The organism is Bacillus sp. FSL M7-0558 (assembly GCF_038003245.1).
Lineage (GTDB): Bacteria > Bacillota > Bacilli > Bacillales > Bacillaceae > Bacillus > Bacillus pumilus.
On record NZ_JBBOOU010000001.1, the window covers coordinates 1,296,192 to 1,321,120 of the forward strand.

Annotated in this window: 25 protein-coding genes and 3 riboswitches; of the genes, 16 read left to right on the top strand and 9 right to left on the bottom strand. The window is 40.0% G+C overall.

The genetic code is table 11. The features are described from left to right. Positions 1–100 precede the first annotated feature (100 nt). From metE to MHB79_RS06405, 3 genes are all read right to left on the bottom strand, one after another. The gene (gene metE / locus MHB79_RS06395) at positions 101–2,389 is read right to left on the bottom strand and encodes a 5-methyltetrahydropteroyltriglutamate--homocysteine S-methyltransferase (protein ID WP_251190939.1); all 2,289 of its coding nucleotides are present in this window, start codon (positions 2,387–2,389) and stop codon (positions 101–103) included. A 154-nt stretch (positions 2,390–2,543) separates the two neighbouring features. Beyond that, a riboswitch (cobalamin riboswitch) is annotated at positions 2,544–2,735 on the bottom strand. A gap of 112 nt (positions 2,736–2,847) precedes the next feature. Beyond that, a complete protein-coding gene (locus MHB79_RS06400; protein WP_003210884.1) occupies positions 2,848–3,807 on the bottom strand; it encodes a S8 family peptidase in 960 nt (319 codons plus the stop codon). A 378-nt stretch (positions 3,808–4,185) separates the two neighbouring features. Then, entirely contained in the window at positions 4,186–4,665 is a 480-nt protein-coding gene (locus tag MHB79_RS06405) for a GNAT family N-acetyltransferase (protein ID WP_340989345.1), read from the bottom strand. 268 nt (positions 4,666–4,933) lie between these two features. Between MHB79_RS06405 and MHB79_RS06410 the strand changes: the two genes are divergently transcribed. From MHB79_RS06410 to MHB79_RS06425, 4 genes are all read left to right on the top strand, one after another. Beyond that, positions 4,934–5,620, top strand: a complete 687-nt coding sequence (locus MHB79_RS06410; RefSeq protein WP_034662974.1) for a response regulator transcription factor — start codon at positions 4,934–4,936, stop codon at positions 5,618–5,620. A gap of 3 nt (positions 5,621–5,623) precedes the next feature. Continuing rightward, on the top strand, positions 5,624–6,973 hold the full coding sequence (locus MHB79_RS06415) for a HAMP domain-containing sensor histidine kinase (RefSeq protein WP_340989347.1): 1,350 nt from the start codon (positions 5,624–5,626) through the stop codon (positions 6,971–6,973). Positions 6,974–7,040: 67 nt separating this feature from the next. Further along, complete coding sequence (locus MHB79_RS06420; protein WP_003211196.1) at positions 7,041–7,730, top strand: PepSY domain-containing protein; 690 nt, start codon at positions 7,041–7,043, stop codon at positions 7,728–7,730. A 93-nt stretch (positions 7,731–7,823) separates the two neighbouring features. Further along, the gene (locus MHB79_RS06425; RefSeq protein WP_340989349.1) at positions 7,824–8,342 is read left to right on the top strand and encodes a PepSY domain-containing protein; all 519 of its coding nucleotides are present in this window, start codon (positions 7,824–7,826) and stop codon (positions 8,340–8,342) included. 148 nt (positions 8,343–8,490) lie between these two features. On the opposite strand, the gene MHB79_RS06430 is transcribed toward MHB79_RS06425, so the two are convergent. Then, positions 8,491–9,783: an aminotransferase class V-fold PLP-dependent enzyme gene (locus tag MHB79_RS06430; protein WP_340989351.1), complete on the bottom strand. Its 1,293-nt coding sequence runs from the start codon at positions 9,781–9,783 to the stop codon at positions 8,491–8,493. Positions 9,784–10,043: 260 nt separating this feature from the next. On the opposite strand from MHB79_RS06430, the gene MHB79_RS06435 reads away from it, so the two are divergent. The 3 genes from MHB79_RS06435 to MHB79_RS06445 all read left to right on the top strand — a co-directional run bounded on the left by MHB79_RS06435 (position 10,044) and on the right by MHB79_RS06445 (position 12,546). After that, positions 10,044–10,184, top strand: coding sequence for a hypothetical protein (locus MHB79_RS06435; RefSeq protein WP_003212346.1), 141 nt, complete (start codon positions 10,044–10,046; stop codon positions 10,182–10,184). Between the two features lie 132 nt (positions 10,185–10,316). After that, positions 10,317–10,480, top strand: a riboswitch (M-box (ykoK) riboswitch). 207 nt (positions 10,481–10,687) lie between these two features. Further along, positions 10,688–12,046, top strand: coding sequence for a magnesium transporter (mgtE, locus tag MHB79_RS06440; protein ID WP_340989353.1), 1,359 nt, complete (start codon positions 10,688–10,690; stop codon positions 12,044–12,046). 101 nt (positions 12,047–12,147) lie between these two features. Then, entirely contained in the window at positions 12,148–12,546 is a 399-nt protein-coding gene (locus MHB79_RS06445; RefSeq protein ID WP_003211828.1) for a hypothetical protein, read from the top strand. Positions 12,547–12,632: 86 nt separating this feature from the next. Here the strand turns inward: MHB79_RS06445 and MHB79_RS06450 are convergent, their stop codons facing one another. Then, complete coding sequence (locus tag MHB79_RS06450) at positions 12,633–13,496, bottom strand: LysR family transcriptional regulator (protein WP_050945183.1); 864 nt, start codon at positions 13,494–13,496, stop codon at positions 12,633–12,635. 214 nt (positions 13,497–13,710) lie between these two features. Between MHB79_RS06450 and MHB79_RS06455 the strand changes: the two genes are divergently transcribed. Further along, on the top strand, positions 13,711–14,082 hold the full coding sequence (locus MHB79_RS06455; RefSeq protein WP_340865941.1) for a cupin domain-containing protein: 372 nt from the start codon (positions 13,711–13,713) through the stop codon (positions 14,080–14,082). Between the two features lie 265 nt (positions 14,083–14,347). Here MHB79_RS06455 and MHB79_RS06460 read toward each other — a convergent pair whose 3' ends face one another. Then, positions 14,348–14,677 (bottom strand): MerR family transcriptional regulator, encoded by a 330-nt coding sequence (locus tag MHB79_RS06460; protein WP_012009715.1) that lies wholly within the window; start codon positions 14,675–14,677, stop codon positions 14,348–14,350. Positions 14,678–14,867: 190 nt separating this feature from the next. Between MHB79_RS06460 and MHB79_RS06465 the strand changes: the two genes are divergently transcribed. The 3 genes from MHB79_RS06465 (at position 14,868) to MHB79_RS06475 (ending at position 16,046) form a co-directional block, all read left to right on the top strand. Next, positions 14,868–15,023, top strand: a complete 156-nt coding sequence (locus MHB79_RS06465) for a hypothetical protein (RefSeq protein WP_095117785.1) — start codon at positions 14,868–14,870, stop codon at positions 15,021–15,023. 38 nt (positions 15,024–15,061) lie between these two features. Next, positions 15,062–15,226, top strand: a complete 165-nt coding sequence (locus tag MHB79_RS06470) for a hypothetical protein (RefSeq protein WP_050945182.1) — start codon at positions 15,062–15,064, stop codon at positions 15,224–15,226. A 355-nt stretch (positions 15,227–15,581) separates the two neighbouring features. Then, the gene (locus tag MHB79_RS06475) at positions 15,582–16,046 is read left to right on the top strand and encodes a MarR family winged helix-turn-helix transcriptional regulator (protein ID WP_088004396.1); all 465 of its coding nucleotides are present in this window, start codon (positions 15,582–15,584) and stop codon (positions 16,044–16,046) included. 30 nt (positions 16,047–16,076) lie between these two features. Here MHB79_RS06475 and MHB79_RS06480 read toward each other — a convergent pair whose 3' ends face one another. Then, positions 16,077–18,500: a bifunctional diguanylate cyclase/phosphodiesterase gene (locus MHB79_RS06480; RefSeq protein ID WP_340865943.1), complete on the bottom strand. Its 2,424-nt coding sequence runs from the start codon at positions 18,498–18,500 to the stop codon at positions 16,077–16,079. A 245-nt stretch (positions 18,501–18,745) separates the two neighbouring features. On the opposite strand from MHB79_RS06480, the gene MHB79_RS06485 reads away from it, so the two are divergent. The 4 genes from MHB79_RS06485 to MHB79_RS06500 all read left to right on the top strand — a co-directional run bounded on the left by MHB79_RS06485 (position 18,746) and on the right by MHB79_RS06500 (position 22,586). Continuing rightward, on the top strand, positions 18,746–19,360 hold the full coding sequence (locus MHB79_RS06485) for a DedA family protein (protein ID WP_310426989.1): 615 nt from the start codon (positions 18,746–18,748) through the stop codon (positions 19,358–19,360). A gap of 79 nt (positions 19,361–19,439) precedes the next feature. Next, positions 19,440–19,611: riboswitch (yybP-ykoY riboswitch) on the top strand. Between the two features lie 31 nt (positions 19,612–19,642). Then, positions 19,643–20,434 (top strand): TerC family protein, encoded by a 792-nt coding sequence (locus MHB79_RS06490; RefSeq protein ID WP_050945179.1) that lies wholly within the window; start codon positions 19,643–19,645, stop codon positions 20,432–20,434. 215 nt (positions 20,435–20,649) lie between these two features. Next, positions 20,650–21,405: an RNA polymerase sigma factor SigI gene (gene sigI, locus MHB79_RS06495; protein WP_034662939.1), complete on the top strand. Its 756-nt coding sequence runs from the start codon at positions 20,650–20,652 to the stop codon at positions 21,403–21,405. Further along, positions 21,402–22,586 carry an anti-sigma factor domain-containing protein gene (locus MHB79_RS06500; RefSeq protein WP_340989355.1) on the top strand — a complete coding sequence of 395 codons (1,185 nt, stop codon included), beginning with the start codon at positions 21,402–21,404 and terminating at the stop codon, positions 22,584–22,586. The genes sigI and MHB79_RS06500 overlap by 4 nt, the downstream gene beginning before the upstream one ends. A 39-nt stretch (positions 22,587–22,625) precedes the next feature. Here MHB79_RS06500 and MHB79_RS06505 read toward each other — a convergent pair whose 3' ends face one another. Both MHB79_RS06505 and MHB79_RS06510 read right to left on the bottom strand, forming a co-directional pair. Beyond that, positions 22,626–22,820 (bottom strand): alpha/beta-type small acid-soluble spore protein, encoded by a 195-nt coding sequence (locus MHB79_RS06505; protein ID WP_003211343.1) that lies wholly within the window; start codon positions 22,818–22,820, stop codon positions 22,626–22,628. A gap of 129 nt (positions 22,821–22,949) precedes the next feature. Next, positions 22,950–23,663 (bottom strand): DUF1836 domain-containing protein, encoded by a 714-nt coding sequence (locus tag MHB79_RS06510; protein WP_335365036.1) that lies wholly within the window; start codon positions 23,661–23,663, stop codon positions 22,950–22,952. A gap of 278 nt (positions 23,664–23,941) precedes the next feature. Here MHB79_RS06510 and htpX point away from each other — a divergent pair, with 278 nt between their 5' ends. Continuing rightward, the gene (htpX, locus tag MHB79_RS06515; RefSeq protein WP_003212518.1) at positions 23,942–24,841 is read left to right on the top strand and encodes a protease HtpX; all 900 of its coding nucleotides are present in this window, start codon (positions 23,942–23,944) and stop codon (positions 24,839–24,841) included. Positions 24,842–24,929: the final 88 nt, after the last annotated feature.

The window sequence follows — 24,929 nt, forward strand, 5'->3', positions numbered from 1 at the left end:
AACGAATCATGCTAGAAAAGGAAACCTCCTAGTAGATGGTCAAGCAGGACAATTTGCACATAAAAATCCCCCGCCATGATAGCAGGGGAGAGGAAATCAATTATGCATGCTGCGACAGCTTTTTACGAGCGACTTCAGCCGCCGTCACCATGTTTTTCAAAGCAGCAATGGTTTCAGGCTCTTGTCTCGTTTTTAGTCCACAGTCAGGATTCACCCAGAAGCGATCTGTCGGGCATACGTTCAGCGCATCATCAATGATTTGACTCATTTCTTCGACAGATGGAACGCGCGGGCTATGGATGTCATATACACCAAGTCCGAGGCCTTTCAAATACGGATGCTTCTCTAGGTAATCGAGGAATCCGCCATGACTGCGTGAATGTTCAATTGTGATCACGTCGGCATCAAGGTCTTCGATCGTATCGACAATATCCTCGAAGTTACTGTAGCACATATGTGTATGAATTTGCGTTTCATTTTGAACAGATGATGTTGATAGACGGAACGACTCTGCTGCCCAGTTTAAATAGTCTGCCCAATCACTTTCTTTGAGCGGAAGACCTTCTCTTAGCGCAGGTTCATCCACTTGAATAACTTGAATCCCTGCTTCCTCTAACGCTTCTACCTCTTTACGTAATGCGAAAGCAATCTGGAAGGCAATGTCTTTTCGGGTGATATCTGTTCTTGGGAAAGACCAGTTTAAGATGGTGACAGGACCTGTCAGCATTCCTTTGACCTTTTTCTCCGTTAAGCTTTGTGCATAAACCGTTTCTTTCACGGTCATTGGCGCTGTAAACTCGACATCTCCATAAATGATTGGCGGCTTCACGCAGCGTGAGCCGTAGGATTGCACCCAAGCAAATTTCGTAAAGGCAAATCCGGCTAGCTTTTCACCAAAGTATTCAACCATGTCTGTACGTTCGAATTCTCCATGTACGAGAACGTCCAGACCGATTTCCTCCTGAATATCAATCCATCTTTTTGTTTCTTTCTTAATAAATTCATCATATTCTGCATCTGTCCATTCATTTTTACGCCATTTTTGACGAGCGCTTCGCACTTCAGCAGACTGCGGGAAGCTGCCAATGGTTGTTGTTGGCAAGAGTGGCAGTTCAAGAGATTCGTTTTGGATACGAAGGCGCTCTTCAAAGGCAACTGGACGCTTAAAGTCTTTCGATGAAAGATTGTTGCGTTCTGCTGTGAAATCCGCATTGGTTCCTTTTGCAAATTCTTTTAAAGTAAGAAGTGCTTGCTTGGCTTCATTGATGGCGGCTTCAATCGCCGCAGCTCCTTTTGTTAAGCCCTCTTTTAATGTTGTTAATTCAGCCAGCTTTTCAGTAGCATAAGAAAGTCCGTTTAATAGTTTTTCTTCAAGCTGTTCGCTTGGGTGTTTTGCAACTGGTACATGCAGCAAACTGCTTGATGGCTGCAGCCATACTTCCTTCGGCTGAGCGTCAGCAATGACCTCAGAAACGAATGACAATCTTTCATCAAGATCTGATCTCCAAATATTTCTTCCATCAATGACGCCTGCTGCTAAAATTTTATCTTTCGGGAAGCCGTGCTTTTTCACTTGATCAAGATTGCGTCCTTGATCATGGACAAAATCAAGACCGATGGCTTCAACAGGATATGTGACAAGCTCTTCATACGCATCTACTGAATCAAAGTAGGTTTGAAGAAGAATATTTAAGGCAGGTACGGCTTCTTTGATCGTTTGATAGATTTCTTTGACGGCTTTCACGTCTTCATATGAAGCTGTGACAAGTGCTGGCTCATCAATTTGTACCCATTTGACGCCAGCTTCTTCAAGTTCTTTTAAAACTTGAGTATAAAGCGGGACGAGACGCTGCTGAATCTCTTTTACTTCATTTGGTTCATAGCCTTTAGAAAGTGAGACAAATGTATAAAGACCAAGTACGACAGGTTTTGTTTCAACACCAAACGCCTTTTTCGCCTTTTCGTAAGCTTCAAGCGGTTTGTTATGTGTGAGTTTGAATTCGGTGGTTTTTTCGTATTCTGGAACGATGTAGTGATAGTTTGTATTAAACCATTTTGTCATTTCACTTGAGACAGCATCTTTTGTTCCTCTTGCCATCGCGAAGTATGTATCTAGCGGGTCTTTTAAGCTGCGGAAGCGCTCTGGAATCCAATTGAACATGACAGCAGTATCGAGCACGTGATCGTAGAAGGTAAAATCTCCAGAAGGAACAACATCAATTTGTCGATCAATTTGCGTTTTAATGGCAGTTAAAAATTGTTCATCCAGTGTGCTTAAGAGGGTTTCACGGTCAGTTTGACCTTTCCAATAAGACTCAAGTGCTTTTTTCCATTCTCTGTTTAAACCAATTCTCGGAAAACCTAGATTACTTGTTTTAACAATTGTCAATTCCAATTCCTCCTCTAAATATAAAAAGACATTTACACTCATGGTGAAGATTGATGAGGGCAAATGTCTGGTTTAAAAAGACAAAATGTGTGTGCGAAATAAGGCGTGAGCAGAACTGACGCTTCTTTCCGACATCTCCTATCAACCGTAGGGGGTTTGATGTGATAGAGCGGCTGGTATCCTGGCTGGTGAATCTGCAAGCTTTTCATCCTTCCCGTCCTTATGACAGTGGATTCATAAGAAAAGCTCTCCTCACTCACAGTGGCGGGACCGCGCCGGATTTTCACCGGTCTTCCCAATTAAAATTCGACGTATGATCGAATTACCGACTCTCAAACTATGAATTTATTGTGTTCGATTATATAACGTCCATTTCATTTCGTCAAAGTAAATTTTGAATAATTTTAATTAAAAAAATCCTGAGAAAATTCTATCTATTCTCAGGACCTCTATTCATGCTATAGAGATAAAAGATCTGCTTCCAATGTTTTTTCTAAAAGGACATCAGGCGCAGTTAAATATAAAAATCCATTTCCGACGAGGGCTTTAGATTGCTTCAGTGGAAGGGTTCTTCTGACAAGCTGAGCATAGACCTCAGGCTCTGTCAGCTTACGCTGGAACGCTTCTTCTTCGGCATTTTTAATAATGGCTAGTGCACCGCTCACGTGAGGGGCAGCCATTGAGGTGCCTGTGAGTCTGCCATATTTATGGTTAGGAAGAGTGGATAAAATGTCTTCTCCTGGAGCGACGAGGTCGATTTCTTTATTGGCGTTGGAGAATTCAGAGGATTCTCTTGCAAGGGAGACAGAGCCGACGGCAATGACTTCATTGTATGCTGCTGGGTAGGAGAACTCTTCCGTTCGCTCGTCCCCGTCCCCTTCATTTCCTGCTGCGCACACAACAAGTACACCGCTTTTCACCGCATTTTGAATGGCTTCCTGCAAGGCGGGCTCATTGCTTGGACCACCGAGAGACATAGAGATAATATCCACCTTCTGCTCAGCGGCATAGTTGATGCCATTAATGATCCATTCGTATTTCCCGCTGCCATTTTCACCGCCAAGAACTTTCACGATCAGCAGCTTGGCTTCAGGGGCAACCCCTAGAATTCCGCCATTTTGATCTGTTGCTGCAATCGTTCCTGCTACATGGGTACCATGCCCGTTGTAGTCTTTTACATTTTCAGCATCTCCATTGTCATCATCGGTAAAGTTCTTGCCTCCGATAATCTGATCTTTTAAGTCGGGATGCTCTGTGTCACAGCCTGTATCAAGGACAGCAATGGTTATGCCTTTTCCTTTGAAGCCACTTGACCAAAGTTCGGGTGCTTTAATCTCCTGAATACTTTCCGGCGTCTCTTTCGCTTCCATCACATTGGCTTTTACTTCATACGGAATTAAGCGAATTTCACCTTTCATAAGAAAGCCCTCCTTATTTTGTTTTCAAAGTAGATTCAGGCTGCGTAATGTTATTGTATAAAAGAAACTTTTGATCGGAAAGGGTCAATTGTAATAATTTTTCAAATAATCAATCTATTATCAAAAGTGCAGTTCTCCTCACATCTTGACGAAAGAACTCAGCTTTTGAGGAAAACTCTTGATATCATATGAAAAAGAAGGAAATGCTGCATAGTGAGCTTGCACCTGTATAGATGAAAATGGGTGGAAAGAACTAAAAAAGGCTTTCTGATTAAACAACGAAAATAAGTGATAGTTGAGAAGTGAGAAGAAGGAAGGTTGAGCGGAAATATTTTTGTTCTAAAATATTTTTCACTCTAGTACCCGTTTGGTGAACAGTTAGGATAACCATAAGCTCATAATCAACTGTTCACCAATTGGACCGATTTTTCTTTTACCTGTATCCTTATAGCCTACTTGTGAGTACAGAGTCTGAGCAGGAATATTTTGATGATTTACAGCCAGTACGATCTCGTTACAGTTAGGGAATTCTGAGGTGACAAATTGATTTAATAAGAACATTGCTTGTTTAGCAAATCCTTTTCCTTGCTGCGTCTGATGAATAGATAATGAAGTTAACAATATACCGTTTGGGTTATCTGAATAATCCTTAACACGATCTGTTGCATGTAATACAAAGAATCCAACCGGTTCATCTTCATTGAGTATGACAATTCTGTATTGCCTTTCGGTAAACTCAAAATATGCGCTTGGTAAAGCAGTAAATTTTGCTTGTTCTTCCTCTAGAACAAAAGACGATAAGCCTTCTATATATACATCTGAAAAGTGCGTTAATTTCACATTGTTTTTGCTTTTCATAGAATGGTGTTCCTCCTTGTATCTTTTATAAATGAGTGCGATTTGCATATTCTATAGGTATGTTTATAAAAACGAATGAAATAGGATTACGTTCAGATGCTTACAATATCAATAACTGTTATGATGATAACCTTATTATAGAACAAATGTTCTTTTTTATCAATGTTCATATGAAAAATAACATGTGAAGTTTGTGACTGTTCCAAATGCAAAAGGCAACATATAATAATGGAAAGACAAGCTTGCCTTTTAGATAGGAGAGATAGAGATGAACAAAGGGAAGATACTCGTAGTCGAAGATGAAAAGAAAATTGCAAGGGTGCTGTCACTAGAGCTTGAGTATGAAGGATATGAGGTGACAGTCAAAGAGACAGGAATGGATGGACTCCAGGCTCTTGAAGAGGAAAGCTTCGATTTGGTGCTGCTTGACGTCATGCTTCCAGAATTAAGTGGTCTTGAAGTGCTGAGAAGGGTTCGAAAGACAAATACAGCGACACCTATTATTTTGATAACAGCAAGAGGGAGTGTGCCTGATAAAGTAAGCGGCCTCGATCTTGGGGCGAATGATTATATTACAAAGCCTTTTGACATAGAAGAATTACTAGCGCGAATTCGTGCGCAGCTAAGGTTGAATATAAAGGCGCAAGAAGAAAAGGAAACAGAGCTTAGCATAGCAGATTTGACCGTCAACGAGAAAACAAGAGACATACAAAGGGCCGGGCAAATGCTTGAGCTCACACCGAGAGAATATGACCTGCTTGTCCACTTGCTGAAGCATCAGCAGCAAGTGCTTACAAGAGATCAGCTTTTAACAGCCGTTTGGGGCTTTGATTACTTCGGTGACACAAACGTAGTGGATGTCTATATTCGTTATTTAAGGAAAAAAGTCGATTACCCATTCGAAAAACAGCTGATTCACACAGTGAGAGGTGTGGGTTATGTGATGAAAGGATAAAGAATGAGATTAAAAAATAAAATTCAGCTTTATACATCGTTGTCCTTGTTTTTAATGGTGCTGCTGTTTCATACAGCCATTTATTTTATTTTTTCGATGACCTTGACGCAAAAAGATATGTCCAGGCTGTCTGAGGTCGCTGAAAATATTGCCATTGCTTTAAAAAAATCAGAAGAAGAGGGTCTTCCATCCTCGGAGCTGCTGAAGGCGTACCTGCCTCAAAATGGCATGATCCGTGTCGTGACAGAAAAGGGTGAGTCAAAGCTGACTGTCACAAAGGAATCAACGTTTAGCTCACTGCCTTTTACATATGAAACTGGTCAGACAGCAGAAGTCAAAGAATACAACAAGCATATGGTTGCGTTCGCTGCGATTCCGGTTATTTGGACAAATGGCGAGATTGTGTCGCTCCAAGTATATGAAGAAATCGAAAATACGGAAGAGAATTTGGCGTTATTAAGAATGATTTTAATCGCTGCTGGCGTTTTAATTATAGTGCTTTCCTATTTTGCTGGCCACATTTTAACAAAACAAATCGTACGCCCTATTAGTAGAATGACGAGCACCATGAAGGCAAGTATGAAGGAGAAGGCGTTTAAGCGAATCAAACTAGCAGGCGATTCAAAGGATGAATTGTACCAAATGGGACAAACCTTTAATGAAATGTCAGAAATCCTCGAGAAGCATTATGAGAAAGAGCAGCAATTCTTGCATGATGCCTCTCATGAATTGAAGACACCGATTACCGTCATTATGAGCTACAGCAATTTACTAAAGCGCTGGGGACAGACACGTCCAGAGGTTATAGAAGAATCCTCTCAAGCGATTCATGATGAAGCGAAAAAAATGAAAAGGCTGACAGATCAATTATTAACACTTGCGAAAAATGGTCAGCCGCTTTACTTGGATATGAAGCCAGTTAATCTTGGTCATTTATGCAAGCAGGTATGTCATACACTTGAAGTTGCAACGAATCGAACCATTGATCCTGATGTGCAAACAGATCAGCCGCTCGTCGCTGAGGGGGATGAAGAGAAAATCAAACAGCTTTTGACCATCTTGATTGATAATGCAGTTAAATATAGTACAGAGCCCGTTGATGTGACCTGCGGATGGGCGGGAGAGAAGCCGTTTATTTCAGTCGTTGACCATGGGATTGGCATAAAAGAAGAGGATCTGCCGAAAATCTTTGACCGCTTTTTCCGTGTGGATGAAGCGAGAAACAGTGAGACGGGCGGAACCGGACTTGGTCTTTCAATTGCGAAGCAAATTGCGGAAGAGCACGGGGCCGAACTGAAGGTGGACAGTCGTATCGGCGAAGGGACAACCATGACCATTCTTTTTCAGAAATAAAATAGGTCTTTTCTCATCAATTTCTCATTTCCTCCTTATAAAATAGGAAATAGGAAGGAGGCGCTGCATGTCTAGAAAAACGAAAATGGTGCTTGCGCTCGCAGGATGTCTCGTCGTTCTTGCAGCCTTTGCAATGCTCATGATTCAAACCATTGATCAAAAAATATTAAGTGAAGCAGAAATCAAAAAAATCATCGCAAAAGACTACAATGGAAACATTACAAATATTGATTTAATCAATCATAAACAGGACTATACCCTGACCCTGGAAAATTCAAATGGGATCTATCAAATCATTGCATCTTCCGCAAGCGGTCAAATGAAAGAAATCAAGCAGTTAAAAAGCTATCAAAAACCAAATGAAAAAAATGCTGAGCTTCTGGCAGAAGAAGCGGCTGTTAAAAAAGTAAGCGGTACGGTCATTCAAAAGAAAGAAAAGTCCGATCGTTTTATTTTTACGATCCAATCAAAAAAAGAATTATATCAAGTCGATGTCGACAAGCAAACGTTTAAGGTGCTTGAAGCAGAAAAGAAAAACCCAACCTCTAAAGAAAAGAAAATGACAAAAATCACGGTCGAAGAAGCCATCCGAATTGCAGTAAAAGAAGTCGGAGGGACAGTGGATGATGCTGATCTTGAAACATTTAGCGGTATGCTCGTCTTTGAGGTGGAGCTGGATTTGCCTGATGGGCGAGAGGCAGAGGTGCTTGTGAACGCATATACAGGAGACATTGAAGGTATTACGTACGAAAACTAATCCTTTTCTCATGATTTTCTCATGTTTCTTTCCTTCCTTTATCATCTTGTTTCTTTAAGATAAAGGAGAAATCAAATAGAGGAGGACATGAACATGATGAAAAAAGTACTAGTAGCTACAGCATTAACAGGAACTCTTGTCGCAGGTGGTTTCACACTTCAAGCGCAAAATACAAATCAAACAGCAAACGCCGAGCAGGTGGTGCAAAAGAAATCATCGTTTGTCTCAAAGAAACAAGCTGAAAAAGCAGCGTTAAAAGTTGTGAAAGGCTATGTGGACGATGTGGATCTTGAGCGTAAAAAAGGAAAATGGGTGTATGAGGTCGAGATTAAAAAAGGCGGCTTTGAATATAAAGTATATGTCGATGCCAAAACAGGGAAAGCGCTGAATGATCCAGTCAAAGAAAAGAAAAAGAATGTGAAGATCACTAAAAAGCAGGCTGAACAAATTGCCCTTGCAAAAGTAAAAGGAACAGTCACAGATTCTGATTTAGATAAAGAAAATGGTGTGTACTTGTATGAAGTCGAAATCACCACACCAAACGGCGAGGAAGTTGATTTTGAGATTTCCGCTAAAACAGGCAAAATTATGAAGCAAGAATGGGATGATTAATACGGCAGCAATCCTAAGATAAATTTGTATGCGGTCTGAACCGATGGTTCAGACCGTTATTTTAGTTTAAAAGATGATATTCAAGTACAAATGAATATCATCTTTTAAACTAAATAGCGTACTTCCATGTATCTGTCCACCAAGCGTGTTAATGCTTTTTATGTTGATTGCTTATCATTTCAGTTGTTCTTAAAAACGTCTCAATCTCTTGAATAGTATGACAATGGAGAGGTGATATTCTAATAGCCCCTTTCATTCCAAAGGAATCCAGCATCCTTTTAGAATAAATGCTTGTATTCAACCTTTCATATACGATCACACCGTGCTGTTCATATTGTCTTACTGCATCCTCATGGTTTGTTCCTTCTATCGATATGGCTACGATGAAATCTCTTTTTGATAAATCATGGTCATCAAGATGCACGGTAACTCCTTTGATTTCTCTTAGCCCTTTTACGTTGGGTGTCCCGTCTAGCATTATTTTTAATAAAGACCTTTCTTGTTTTCCGATAGCTTCCATACCTGCTGCGAATAACTGTCGTCTGGCATTCACTGTTGTAAAATGACCTCCAAGCCAGCACACATAATCAACAATTGCGCTAATAGCCGCATAATGAGCAGGTGCTGGAGTTCCTAGACCCCATTCAGTTTTTTTCTTTCCTTTTAACTTATGGTGAGGGAGAATAGCAGCTCTTTCTGATAAATAAGCAATCCCGCAGCCTCTAACACCAAAAAATTTATATGGGGCAAAATTTATCACATCCACAGGTGTTTTTTCAATATCAATTAAACCATGAGGTGCATGTTGAACGGCATCAACCATGATAAATAAGTTTGGTTTCTTTTTTCTTGCCTCTTGTACAATTTGTTCAATATCTAAAATAGCACCAGAGATATTCGAAGCATAGATGACGCTTAGAAGAACAGTATCTTGATCGATTAATGCCAAGATGTCTTCTACGTTCACTCCACCTGTTAAAGGATTAGACTTGGCCACTCTCAGCTCTTTGTTTAATTTATTTGCATAAAAACTAGCTGCGTCATAGGCTGCTGGATGTTCTAAGGATGTTGTGACAATATTTGTTCCTTGAATATGTTCTGCAATGATACCCGTAGTTTGAAAGATAGCCTGTGATGCTGTCAGATATGTGGCGAAGCTTCCTTGTTTCACGTTAAAAAGGGTTTGAAGATCAACAATCCCCTTTTTTTGGATATCAATCAAGTGTTTTGCAGCTTTATGATTTCTTTCAGAACAATCTGGGATGCCATCAATGATTGAAAATATATGATTTGCCTGTTTTAAACGAAGAGAGCCACCTGCATTGTCAAAAAAGAGTCGTTCCTTTTTTAGGATAGGATCCTCATCAATATATAAAAATTGTTCTCTTACTTTTTTTAATAAATCATTTGAAAAGTGCATGTTCAGTGTAGATTCGCTCATCATCATATCCCCCAATATTCATTTCTTATACTTAGTATTATACATTGTGTTATCAATCAATGGCTGTACCCTAATCAGAGAGAGCTTTTTTCTGTAAACAATCATTCATTTTTAGCTAAAGCGAGGGTTATCAGCGCATTGCCAATGGTGACATTCGCCGCACCTTTATGAGTTCAGCTGTTTTGTACTAATCACTCCTTACACTTTCATGTGTAAGGTTTTTTCATTGGGACAAACTACGGGAAAGGAGGCGAGAGAATATGAAGAAAAAAGAAGAAGAGCAGACAATGGACCATGCGGAATATGTTCCGCATCCTGATGGAGAAGGATATGCTTTGTTTTTGCATGATTCCTTTCATCTCCTCTCCCAAGAGGATATGAATCAGCCAGAAGAGGAATAAAAGACATGAAAGGGCGATGGTCTACTTTGTCTATCGCTCTTTTTTTCAAAAGTAAGCGAATACATAAGGGAAATTGGCATCTTGCTTATTGACATCACTGCGCTTTTTCTGTAATCTCAGTGTGTCAACAATATGAGACTTCGTTAGGTGAGGCTCCTGTATGGAGATACGCTGCTGCCCAAAAATGTCCAAAGACGCCAATGGGTCAACAGAAATCATCGACATAAGGTGATTTTTAATGCAGCTGGATTCTTCCTATGCCATACAGTGCTAAAGCTCTACGATTGAAGGAGCAAGTGTTTATTTGTCATGCTTACAAAGCGCCTTCATTCGGTTGAAGGTGCTTTTTTATGAGAAAAGGAGGTGTGGGGATGGATCATCCCGATTCGAGACACATAGAAGATATGTCAAAAGATCAGATTGAGACATCAGATAGAGGAGATCCTGACCCCCGCACATTCTAAGGGATTCGGGTATCTCCTGACTTTGGGGAGGTAACAGCGATGATACAAAATATTACGTATGATGAACTCATTTTACGCATCATTATTTTACTGAGAGATGGAAAACGAAAAGAATTTAAAAACATCATGGAAGAACTTCAGCCATATGATATGGCCTATTTATTTAAAGAGCTTCCAGAGAAACACCGCGGCCGCTTCCTCAGCTTTTTACCAGTCGATGACGTGACAGAAATGATGGGTGAGCTGGAGCGGGAATATCAAGAAATTGTTCTTGAAAAAGTAGGTAAAGACAAAGCGACCTTCGTCACAAACAAAATGGATAACGATGATCTAGCCAACTTGTTTGATGAGATGGAGGATGAGCTAAAGGATCAGCTTTTATCTAACATGGAAGCAGAGGAATCAAAAGCCGTCCAGCTTCTTATGAATTATCCTGCTGAGACAGCGGGACGGATCATGACGAACCGTTATGTTTGGATTCCTCAGCATTTTACAGTGCAGGATGCCGTTGTGAAGCTGAAAAGCTTTGCTGAAATTGCGGAATCAATCAACTATTTATATGTGATTAATGATCAAAAACAGCTTGTAGGCGTTCTCTCATACCGGGATCTCATTTTAGGTGAACCGGATGAAAAGGTACAGGATCTCATGTTTACAAGAGTCATTGCCGTTGGAGCCTTTCAGGATCAGGAGGAAATCGCAAAGCTGATTGAACGATATGATTTCCTTGCGATTCCTGTTGTGGAAGAGAACAATGTCCTAGTCGGAATTGTTACAGTCGATGATATCATTGATGTTGTGATTCAAGAGGCGGGCGAAGACTATGAAAAGTTTGCTGCCTCTGGTAAAGATATCACGTTCGACACGCCGGCATTTGTGGCGGCATACCGCCGTCTTCCGTGGCTCATTTTACTCTTGTTCATTGGGCTGATTTCAGGCAGTATTTTAAATTATTTTGAAGGTACCCTTCAGCAAGTCGTTGCTTTAGCGTTCTTCATGCCGATGATTGCCGGGATGACAGGGAATACAGGGACACAGTCTCTTGCCGTCGTCATTAGAGGGCTTTCAAAAGAAGAATTAACGAAAAAAACCATCATGCGCCTTATTTTTAGAGAGCTGAGAACGAGTATTTACATTGGGATTGTCTGTTCCGTTATTATTACAGTCGTCGCAATCGTGTGGCAGGGCAATATGATTTTAGGTTTTGTTGTCGGTTCCTCACTGCTTGCAACACTGATTATTGGGACAATGGCAGGTACGGTTGTACCGATTATTTTACACAGATTAAACGTGGACCCAGCCATTGCATCTGGGCCGCTAATCACAACATTGAATGATATTTTATCCTTACTGATCTATTTTGGAATTGCAACCGCATTCCTTCATACATTGATGTAGCATGAAGACTGTAAAACGTGACGTTTTACAGTCTTTTTTGAATAAAGATTGCATATAGCGCTTCCATCCTTTACATTTTAAGGAGAAGGTGGGAGAGAAAAATGAAGAAGTTTTTATTCATTTTAATGTGCATTGTATTGCTAGGTGCATGTTCAAGGGAAGACGAGGGGAAAGACAGAAGACTAGTGGCTGCAGAGCATATGATTGAAGCGATTACCGAAGGAAATAAACAAAAAATAGAAAACATCTATGTTGAAGGTGCTGTCCCAAGCCCAAATGACATTCTAAAGCTGAAAAAAGAATGGGGCATAGAGACGCTTTCTTATGATGATTTTCAATTGGAAGAAGCCAGCATTCACGTCTTTCATGCGAATTACGAAGATGAAAAAACAGGGGAGAAAAAGGCACTGGCCATGCGGGTCATAGAAGATCCTGAAAAAGGCGGTGTACGGATTGACTTTGTAGGACTCGTTGAAGGAACTGACACTTCCTCTCAATGAAAGCTAAAATAATTTTATGTAAAAAGGATAGAAGAGCTGAAAGAATGTCGCTCTATCTATCCTCTTTTTTACCACAAATGACCCGATCACATATGAGTTATGCCCAATAATTCCATAAACCGTGAGAGGGCACTGGTCATGTACGAATCGCGGCGCCTTATAAACACAGTTGGCACGATTCTGTGTGGTTCCGGTAAAGGATGACAGGTAAATCTGCCTTGCACCCGAGATTCAACCATAGATTTTGGTAATACGGTAACCCCTAGCCCGTTTTCAACGCATTTAAGCACGCCCTCTAAAGTGCCATATTCCATTACCTTCATCGGAGCAAAACCATTGCTCTCTAACCATCGTTGCCAACGCCCCAAATAGATGCAATGCGCAAATGACGAAAGCAATGGTTCATGCAAAATTGATTCTACCTGGAATTCCTCCTGGGAGTAGCTTGTAATGAGAACAAGAGATTCTTCCAATACCGGATATTCAATAATGTCGGGATGAAGAATGGGCCCATCAACCAATGCACCGTCTACCTTGTAATTGAGAATAGCATGAACCTGATCTACAGTAGGTGCCATATACATGCTTAATTCTACTTGTGAAAATGTCTTGTGATATGCTGCGAAAATGCTGGGCAATCTTGTCGAAGCGGTAGACTCTATAGATCCAATGTGCAAAGTACCTCGCGGAGTAGAGGAAAGCTTTACGGCCTCTATCGCTTCTTCAAAATCGTAGAGTAATTTGTTTGCATATGGCAACAGTTCTCGCCCTGCAGGCGTTAAGGATATCTTTTTGTGATATCGATAGAAAAGAGGAACACCTAATTCTTGTTCAAGACGCTGGATTCGTGCAGTGACATTGGACTGCACATAATTTAATTTCTCAGCAGCTTTTGTAACGCTTTGTTCAATAGCTACTGCTTTAAATATCTCCAAAGATGTAATATCCAAAATAATGCTCCTTTTTGCATCACAAATTGTGATGAGTTATACACTGTTTTTTGATTTTACGTGATTCAACAGAATAAGTAAACTTAATAATATAAGAGGTTGATGCTCATTGTGTCCCTTGATGTTTATCATGAGGAGGAGAATTTGCAAGGTAGGGAGTTCTAGCTTAAGAAAGATAAAAAAGACGTTTCCAAGTAAATGAGGAGGGAATCTATTGATTTCAAAGGTTAATATCCAAGAGAAATTTTCGCAAATAAATGATTATTGGAATCCTAGAATAAGTGGAGAGTTGAACGACTCATACATGAAAATGGTAATAATTAAGGGTGAATTCATTTGGCATCACCATGATGACGAGGATGAAATGTTCTTTGTATGGAAAGGAAATCTAGTCATCCGTTTTAGAGATAGAGAAATAGCGCTTAATGAAGGGGAGTTTCTTGTGATTCCAAAAGGAATTGAACATCAGCCAATTGCTGAAGAAGAAGTTCATTTGCTCTTAATTGAACCAAAAACGACGCTGAACACGGGGAATGTGATCAATGAACGAACTGTTTCGATTCCTGAACGAATGGATAAACGCTAGATCGCCTGCACTTAACAATATACCTAAAACGCTATTTGATATAGTGTTGTTTCTTAGAATGAAATGTTGTGGAACACCGCCTAAAAAAAGTAAATTTAAATGGATGTCCTTGCCTATATAGCTTATTTCACTGAGTATGATCTGGCATTGCCAAGGGCTTTGGTTTGATAACGGAGACAGCAAAAAAAGCTGTCTCTTTTTCATAAGCCATGACCAAAAATCAAGTACGAACAAAGCCTAAAAGAGTCAGCTAAACTTTATTTGTTTATCGATTTTTGTACCGGAAGTGTGCGTTAATTTGACCTTCCAGCATTTTTTTCTTATATTGTCCGCTTTTTAATGCCTGTTCCTTTTTCTTCATGTCTTTCAAAATCTCCGCTGTTTGCACACCGTCTTCTCGTTTGTTGGCGATGTCCATTAATCGTTCTACATCAGAAAAAGAATATTTACGCGTGCCTCTTGTTGAGCGCTGGGGGTAGATGAGTCTGCGTTCCTCATAATATCGGATTTGCCTGACGGATAGCCCTGTTAATTCACTGACAATCCCGATTGAAATGACTTTTTTATCTTTATAAGATACATCTTCCTGCGTCATATACTCACCCCTGCAAGTCTTTTCTTCATATTATACAGAATGACAACGAAAAAAACCTATCGTTTGTTAGAAAATATAACATAAAAACATAAAAATGAAAAAACGATGGAAGGAAAGTTGACAACATATGTGAAGTGATTGCTACGCTTGCATATAATGATGATGAGTTGAAATAGAGGAGGAGCATATGATGGAGCAAACACGGATCATCTGTATGGCAAAAGAAATCATCGCATTAGATATGAAGAGGGATGAATTACTGGAGCGATTCATGCAGGCTGCAGGTCAGAATGCGCATGCTCTTCTAAGAGCTGTACAAAATGATTTGTATAAAAGGTCTTCATAAGCACCTGCTCCAGATCAATTGATAGGAGGGAATAATCGGTGCGGCGTATCCTAACAGAAGCTTTAGCGAAGGAAAGACATTATTATACGAAGCAGCTCTGTTCATTAGGAGTGTACAGTCCTAGTGCGGCCAAGAAAATGACAATTAGTGACTTAAAAAAAGAGTATCACTTCTTTTTCAACAAAACAAAGCGTGATTTGTGAAAATCCCTTGAAATGTGCGCATGTCACATAAAGGGTTCTTTTTTTGTTTAATGTTATAGCAATATTGAATTTTGTAGAAATTTGACGAATACAGTGTAAAGAAACATAGAGTCTTTACAGATTATGTTAAACTGTGTCGGATCTTGATGGTTTGCTAAAAAACCTTTTTTTCGAGATGGTTGTGAAAAATAAGAAGGATTTTAAAAGTTTATATCGAAATCTTATACATAACACGAATGGAGTCACTTATGTGGTTGAAAGGGTTTTCAAAAACGTACTTCTATTTTTTACGAAAGGCTCCAACTGCACCGCAAGAAAGCCTTGAAGTTAAAAAAATATTATAAGAGGTAGATATGTGATGAGACTATCGTTTAATGAAGAAGAAGTAGAACGTTCAATGACACTTTACAAGGTATTTGCAAGAGCATTTAAAAGCGTTTCAGAACACAGCATTAGAGACAGCAAAGAGCATGGATTTAATCCAACTGAATTTGCGGTTCTTGAATTGCTGTATACAAGAGGTGCTCAAAAACTTCAGCAAATCGGCTCAAGACTCCTGCTTGTCAGCGGGAATGTGACGTACGTAATTGACAAATTAGAACGAAATGGTTTCATTGAAAGAGAGCAGGACCCAAAGGATAAAAGGTCGGTTTATGCCCATTTAACAGATAAAGGGCGCAGTTATCTTGATAAAATTTACCCGATTCATTCTCTCCGGATTGCGCGTGCCTTCTCAGGCCTCTCGCGAGAAGAACAAGAACAATTGATTAGTCTATTGAAAAAAGCAGGTATTCACAGTCAACATTTATTATTTAGATAGAACGAAAAGGTGCCATGATTGGCACCTTTTTTATGTGTCCAGCTGATGCGCTGGATAGGCAATGAATTTTTCGATATCGTTTGCTGGAAGGGGCTTCGCATAATAAAAGCCTTGCAAGTCGTCACATCCTTGCGCAGATAAAAGCTGCGCCTGCGCAAAGGTTTCAACACCTTCTGCTATGACCTCGAGAGATAGTTGATGTCCCATCGCGATAATGGCACCTGTAATCTGTTCAGATTTTGAATCATTTAAAATATCTTCGATGAAGGATTTGTCGATTTTTAGGCGATGAATGGGCAAATCCTTTAAATAGCTTAAGGAGCTATGCCCTGTACCAAAGTCATCAATACTAATGCGAACGCCCAGATGTTTCAGTGAGGTCAGTACCTGCTTTGATTGCTTGATATTGTCCATTGTCATACTTTCTGTGACTTCAAGCTCGAGCAGTGACGGTGTCATATCGTATTTTTTCAGTGTCAGCTTAATCAAATCAATTAAGTCTTCAGAATTGAATTGTTTTGCAGATAAATTGACAGCCACGGGAATTTTCAGCCCGTTGTCATACCACGTTTTAGCCTGCCTGCATGCGGTATCAATCACCCATCTGCCAATATCAATGATCAGTCCTGATTCCTCTGCCAGCTCAATAAAAACCTCGGGTGATTTTAACGAACCATCTGGTGCTTTCATTCTTAGAAGAGCTTCTACACCAGTCATCTGTCTTGTTTTCGCACTCACTTGCGGCTGGTAATGAAGCACAAACTGTTCTCTTTGAATGGCATCCCGTAACTCAAGCTCTCGGTTCAACCTATCTTCACTTGATCTTTCCATTGATTCGGTGAAAAACTCATAACGGCTTTGCTTATGTTTTTTGGATAAATACATCGCCATATCGGCTTTCCTCATTAACTCCATCCCATCTTTGCCATTTTGAGGTGAGATAGCGATTCCAATGCTGATAGAAGTAATGAGCTGATGATTCTGGATGAAAAAAGGACGCTCAAATTGCCGAATGATATTTTGAGAAAGCTGTTCAATTTTCTGTGTGTCATGCCCCATGTCAGGGAAGATCATTAAAAATTCATCCCCGCCTAGTCTGGCTATAAAGCCGTTGTCTGGTAAACATTGCGTCAGTCTGTTTGCAGCTGCTTTAAGAAGTAAGTCCCCTATGTTATGACCAAGTGCATCATTGATAATTTTAAAACGATTCAAATCAAGAAACAGAACAGCCGTCGATGTTCCTGTCTCTTTTTGAGCGGAGAGAACATCACTTAGATGGTTGATGGCGTGGCGCCGATTAGGAAGCTCGGTTAACGCATCATAATGTGCCATGACATGAATTTCTTTTTCTGCAATCCGCTGCTGCGTTAAATCTTTTAAGACAAGATAAATACTGTCAAGCGTATTGTTGACATGAACAGGTATGTAAGTGACATGATAATAATAAAAGCGATCTGCTGCTTTTAGTTCTGCTTCACGTGTGATGGCTTTTTTTGACTCGTAAATAAATTCTTCCCACATGTCAGTCGGCATGACGTATTGGCTGACATCATCACCAATCCAAGAATTGCACATTTTTAGAATTTGTTTACCTGAGTCGTTCGCAGAAAGCACCTTTCGATTGACAGATAACACGATAATGCCATCGATATTATGTTTGATGAGCGATTGGAACCGCTGTTCATTTTCCTTTAGTTTATCTGCCTGCTTCATGATTCGGTGATCTATATAGGCACCAAAAATCATCAGTGTTTGGACAATCAGTGTCATTAAGCCGATGAAAATCGACAGACTGAATGGTGATAGTTCAAGAGAACCACCCCTATAGGACTGTCCGTCTGAATGAAAAAACATAGTAGAAGCAGCCATACCGGTATAATGCATCCCAGAAACAGCCCCGCCCATCACGAGTGCACCAGCTATTTTTAACAGATGATCCTCCTGCTTTTTCCCGGATCGATGGAGCCGAAAAAAGAGATGAAGCGAAAAGAAAGACGCTATCACAGCAATGAAAAACGAAAGAAAAAAGAGGACTGGATCATAGCTGATTGAGACATTGGCCATTGATTCCATTCCAAGATAATGCATGCTGCAAATAGCTGAGCCCATGGTGATTGAACTAATAAGCAGCCGCCTTGTGGAGAGTTGCTCTTGAATGCATATTGTGAATGCGATCAAGGACCCGACAAAAGATGCCAAAATCGATAAAATGAGCAAGGGTGTTTCATAGGTGATGCCAGCACGCACGTGAAATGCCATCATGCTGATAAAATGCATCGACCATATCCCCATTCCCATGATCAAGGCACCAACGATCAGCCATACCTTTTTCTTTGCACCGCTTGACTGTGCCACTCGGCTGGCTAAATGAAGAGCTGAGTAGGAGGCGACAGTGGCGACTGCGATTGACAGAAAGACAAGCCATCCATTGTAACTTCCTGTTAAATGGGTCATGTAAGAAAACCTCCAGTATCTTAAAACAGACGTATACCTAATATATCGGATCGAATGGCTTCTGTGTTCACTTTTCCTTCACTTAAATACCACAATCAACTTTTTTTTCACCTGTCTTTTATAGTAAAATCAAATTTAATGTAAAAAAACGACGAAAAGTGAATCGTTTCTTCGGTTTTTTTCGTTTAATATATGTGCGATTCTAAAAGAGATAGAATCAGTTAAACGATTATGTGTGAAAGGGATTGATAAACATCGAAGATTTTATTATTTCTTTAGCTGATGCCTTTAAGAACTTGTCGTACTTTGGCATCTTCCTTGCATTATGTATTGAATTTGTTCCTGCTGAAGTGGTTCTGCCTCTTGCGGGTTACTGGGTCTCAGAAGGGGACATGGCCTTCATTGGTGTTGTGGCAGCCGGCTCTATTGGCGGCGTGGCTGGCCCTTTGACCTTGTACTGGTTAGGACGTTATGGCGGTAGACCTTTTTTAAATAAATATGGGAAGTACTTTTTTGTTAAACCGGAGTCGCTTGATAAATCGGATGCCTTCTTTGAAAAGCATGGTGGATTCGTCGCATTTAGCGGCCGGTTTATTCCAGGAGTCAGAACGCTTATTTCCATCCCGTGCGGTATTGCCAAGATGAATGTGTGGGTCTTTTGCCTGTACACGTTTTTAGCGATTACGCCTATTACATTTGTATATGTGTATCTTGGATTTGTGCTCGGGGAGAACTGGAAAGAGGTTGGCGCAATGTTAGATCCATATCTTCTGCCGATTGGGATCGGGATTGTGCTGCTTTTCGCGATGTATATATGGCTGAAACGTAGAAAAAGTAAAGCAGAAACACCAACTGCCTAATCACTGGACCCGAGGTGAAAGTCCCCTGTTGACAATACAGTGTCTATTGATTAAACTATAAGTAATCTAAATATTTTTAAATCCCACCAAAGGGGAGTAGCGTCCGGTTTTTACCGGAAACAAAGTCGTCATTACATGGACTTAAGTTCCATCGGCTTTGTTGGCATGATTCTACATATCACATGTCTAGCAAGACCTTTGCCATTACAGGCAAAGGTCTTTTTTGCATTCATAAGCCTTTGTCTGTTGTGGGACAATAGATAAAAACAAGGAGGAATGATGATGGATGCAGCAATTATTTTAGAGTACGGATGGGTTCTTCTCGTACTGATTGGATTAGAAGGGATTTTAGCCGCTGACAATGCGCTGGTCATGGCGGTGATGGTGAAACACCTTCCTGAAAAGCAAAGAAAAAAGGCGTTGTTTTACGGACTTGCGGGTGCGTTTGTCATGCGATTTGGTTCCCTGTTTCTTATTTCGTTTTTAGTGGATGTGTGGCAAGTTCAAGCCATTGGTGCAATTTATCTTCTTTATATTTCCATTCACCATATTTTAAAATCGCACGTATTTAAGAAAAAGGAATCAGACACAAACATGAAGCAAAGCGGCTTCTGGGCAACAGTCGTAAAAGTCGAGCTTGCTGATATCGCTTTTGCTGTCGATTCCATCTTAGCGGCGGTCGCATTAGCCGTAACTTTGCCGAAAACAAGTCTTCCGCAAATCGGTGGACTTGATGGCGGTCAATTTATTGTCATTCTTTTAGGTGGTATCATCGGTCTGATCATCATGAGATTTGCAGCGACTGTCTTTGTGAAACTGCTCAAAACAAGACCGAGCCTAGAAACAGCAGCCTTTGTCATTGTCGGGTGGGTTGGTGTGAAGCTCACGCTTTATACACTGTCACATCCAGCCATTGGTATCGTGTCCTCTCATTTTATTCATTCAACATTATGGAAAGTGATTTTCTGGACAGTGCTTCTCGCAATTGCAGCATTTGGCTGGTTTTTATCAAGTCCATCAAGAAAAGGCGGGCAACAAAACAAGGAAAAACAAGAGGTACGCCTAGAAGAGTAGGTTTTTTGAAAGAAATATCATTTCATTTTCATAACACGTATATTACAAATAAGGGGGAGATACCCCCTTATTTCTTTGCTTTTAGACGAAACATTGTAAAGTAGATGATGATATACATGTCATAATTGGGTAACAGGAAATGAATTCCTCATTTCTTCCTTTGCGCTTCCCTCATAAATTAGCTATCATAAATGAGTAATATAGGGAGAACTGAGGTGAAACCATTGCTTAGCCTTTTGTTTAAAAAAGGAAAGAAAAAGCAAACATTAGAGCAGTCGGCTATCAGTATTCAACAAGGTGATATCGAGCTGCAAAATGCATTAATAGAGCAATACAAACCATTTGTCGCTAAGACGGTTTCATCCGTTTGTAAACGATATATAGATGAAAAAGATGATGAATTCAGCATAGGCTTAATTGCCTTTAATGAAGCGATAGAAAAATACTCTGCCGAAAAAGGAAACTCACTCCTTGCTTTCGCGGAATTAATTATTAAAAGAAAAGTGATCGACTATATTCGAAAAGAAGCGAGAAATGCGCCAACGGTTCAAATGGACCTGCAAGAAAGTGAAAATGGCGAGTACTCTCAAAGCATGATTGAAGCAGAGCTGTCTACAAACGAATATAGACGTTTAATTGAACAAGAACACAGAAGAGAAGAAATTGAACATTTTAAAGAACGATTGAAAGTATACGGTCTCACGTTTCAAGAGCTGCTTGAACATTCACCCAAGCATGCAGATGCAAGGCAAAATGCCATTAAAGTAGCTCACACACTCGTTGAACACGATGAGCTCAGAACCATTTTATTTCAGAAAAAACAATTGCCAGTCAAACAGCTTGAAAAGCTAGTGGAAGTCAGCCGCAAAACGATTGAGAGAAATAGAAAATATATCATTGCGATGGCGATCATTATGACGGGTGATTATGTGTATTTGAAAGATTACCTTAAAGGGGTGCTTAATTCATGAGAAGAGGCATTATAGTAGAGAAAAACAAAAAATATGTCACGCTGCTGACCCCTGATGGACAATTTCTGCGGACAAAATATGAACAGCAAGATTATGAAATCGGTCAAGAAGTGACATTTCCGAATGAATCACGTCTCGAAAGAAAAAAAGCCGGTTTTTTTGACTTGCTTCGTTTACGGCCATTAAATGCAGGAATCCTATCAATCGCAGCGATTATTGTCGTGATTTTTACTATGATGCCATCTTTCTCAAGTCAAAAAGCATATGCATATATGACGATTGACATTAATCCAAGCTTTGAACTGAAGCTTGATCACAATTATCAAGTGATCGGTGTCACACCACTGAATAAAGATGCGAAACAAGTACTGGCCAGTATGAAGGATTTAGAAAAAAACGACATGACCAAAGTTGTGCAGGAAATCATAGATGACTGTGATAAAAAAGGTTATGTGAACCACTCTAAGAGTATTTATATTTCTACGGTTTATGAAAACAAGCAGGACCATACATATAAAACCAACGTCAAAAGTAAAATTAACACCATCTCTGGTGAATATCAAAAGCGCGATTACAAGCTAGAAACTGTAGAAAGTGACCTGGAAACAAGAGAAAAAGCTCAAAAGGCAGGCATTTCAACAGGCACATATATCAGAAATCAAGAAATCCAAGACAAAGAACAAGAAGGCATTCAAAAGGATGAAGACGCAGCAGAGAGTGATGCTGTCAAAGAAGAAGAGCCTAAAAAAGATGATGAAGATCAAGCAGACAAAGACAAACAAGAAGACGTCAAGACAGACGATAGCGAAGAGATGAAGCCAGATCAAGAGGCTCCTGAAGCTGAAGACAAAGAGCAGAAGGATCAAGAGAGGGAAGAGCAAGGATCTATTCAAAAGCCACACCAAACAAAACCTGATGATAAAAGCAAAGACAATCAAATAAAGGAAGAAAAGGAACGTTCTATCGATAAAGAACAAAAAAAAAATCACTCAACGGAACCTGATGATAAAAGGAATCCAAACGGCACATCACGTGGTGGTGCTGAAAAGCACGCAAAAAAAAACGACAGGGATCAGAAACAGCCGTCCGCTGAACGAAAAAAAGACCATATGAAGAAGCAGGGAAAAGGTGCACCGTCCCCGTATCGTAAAAACCGGTTTGAGCACACATATGAACAATAAAAAAACGCCAGAATAGCTCCGGCGTATTTCACCATGTTTTTATTTAGATTGATTGCCCATTTGTGATTGAGCCTGTTGAACGAGTCGTTTTGTAATTTCACCGCCAACAGAACCATTTGCACGTGCGACTGTATCTGAACCGAGAGTCACGCCAAATTCTTGAGCGATCTCGTATTTAAATTGATCTAATGCTTGTTCTACTCCAGGAACAAGAAGCTGATTTCGATTTGCCATGTCCATATTCCTCCTTTCACCTCATGTTTGTTGCGCCTTCTTATTTTGAAGAAAACGGCGTACAATTATGCTGGCAATTGCTGCACAAAAAAACCGTGGTGACCTCATCACCTCGGTTTTCTTTTATCCTTATTTAGCTGCCTGTAGCGTATTAAACATCATTTCTTGCGCTGTACTTTGCAAGTGGGAAGTGAACACAGAGAAGACGGTAGAACTGATAATGCCTTTAATCAAATTCCATTGATTCTTCGTTAATTCTGTAAACTCTTCATGGAGCATGTCGGTCTGCTCCTCAGTCATTTCTCGTAAATTTGTTTCCTTTAACGGAAAATGTGTATGGTGATAAATAAAATCTAGGACGTGCGCATATGCTTCATAAAAACGGATTGGACTAATAACATCATCTGTTCGATCTGTGATCGTGTTAAATAAGGCAGATAAGATCATGCGAATGGCATCAAAGTCAAAAACTGATTTTAAATCCCTGACAATTAATAAAATAACGACCTGATCAATGGAGTACTTCTTGCCAAGCTCTGGATGACCAATCATATCTTTAATATCACGCTTGATCCAATTTTGAATCGCCGTCGATTTAAGAGACGTTAGCTCACACAAGTTGCCAAGCTCAACAATTTCATTTGTAGAAAGACCGTGCTCTGATTTTTGCTTCCGCCGTTCGAGCTTCTCAAAAAACGAAGGGATCTTTAAATCATCATATTCATGATCCTTATCGCCCTTTACAGATAGATTCAAAAGCTGAAGCGGAGTCAGATCTCCCTCTCCTTTTAGAGAATATAGAAGTCTCGTCATGTCAATTCTCGTTAATTTAAAAGTCACCATGTTCCACCTCATTTGTACGTCAAAAACGTGATTATTGATCTAATTCAACATCATAATCTCTTTTTGATGAAAATGCAAAATAAACTAAAATACAGAACGCGGCGTCACAATTTGTTCACTTTTCAGCTGTGGCAAAGTCGTAAATATTGAAGTGACGGGGCTTAAGCCGTTATGATAAACAGAAGGAATGATTCCTTTTTCCTTGCAATTTGAGACGTTTATTTTTATAATTTTATTAATAAGTTCAAATGAACTTAATATGACAGCGGAGGTTATGTATGGGTAAAAGAATATTTCTGTTTATATTAACGAACATTCTTGTTATCACTACGATTGGTATTGTACTGTCGGTTATTAGTGCAGCAACTGGTGTTGGTTCTTATATAGGAGCAGACGGTGGAATTAATTTGGTGGCACTGCTAGTATTCAGTGCAGTTGTTGGTTTTGTTGGCTCGTTCATGTCACTTGCGATGTCTCGCTGGATGGCAAAAATGATGATGGGTGTGCGTGTGTTAAACCCTGAAAAGGATTCATTAACATATGATGAGCAGCAGCTTGTTGATCGCGTGCACAGATTATCAAGAGCAGCAGGCCTTTCTAAAATGCCTGAGGTTGGTATTTATCAATCATCTGAAGTAAATGCTTTTGCGACAGGTCCTTCTAAGAGAAGATCACTTGTTGCCGTTTCAACTGGATTGCTTCATGAAATGGATGATGCAGCAGTTGAAGGTGTAATCGCTCATGAAGTTGCTCACGTTGCGAACGGTGATATGGTGACAATGACGCTGCTTCAAGGGATCGTCAACACGTTCGTTGTCTTCCTTTCAAGAATTGCGGCATGGATCGCAAGCCGCTTTGTTTCGCGTGAAGAGCTTGTTCCGATTGTTCATTTTATTGCAGTGATTGTTTTCCAAATCATTTTCTCTGTCCTAGGAAGCCTTGTCGTGTTTGCATATTCTAGACACCGTGAATTCCATGCAGACCGCGGCGGAGCTGACCTTGCCGGTAAAGATAAAATGGTTCATGCGCTTCGCTCACTTGAGGCGTATACGTCAAGAATCAAAGATGATGATCAAACAGCAGTTGCTACGCTTAAAATCAGTGGTAAACGAAAAGCTTCTCTTTTCTCAACACACCCTGATTTAAACGAAAGAATCAGAAGACTAGAAGCAAAATAAGAAAGACGAAAAGACATTCTGCAACAGGATGTCTTTTTCTTTTTGATGAAAAAGAAAATAAAGCATAAAATATCTTTAAAATCATGTC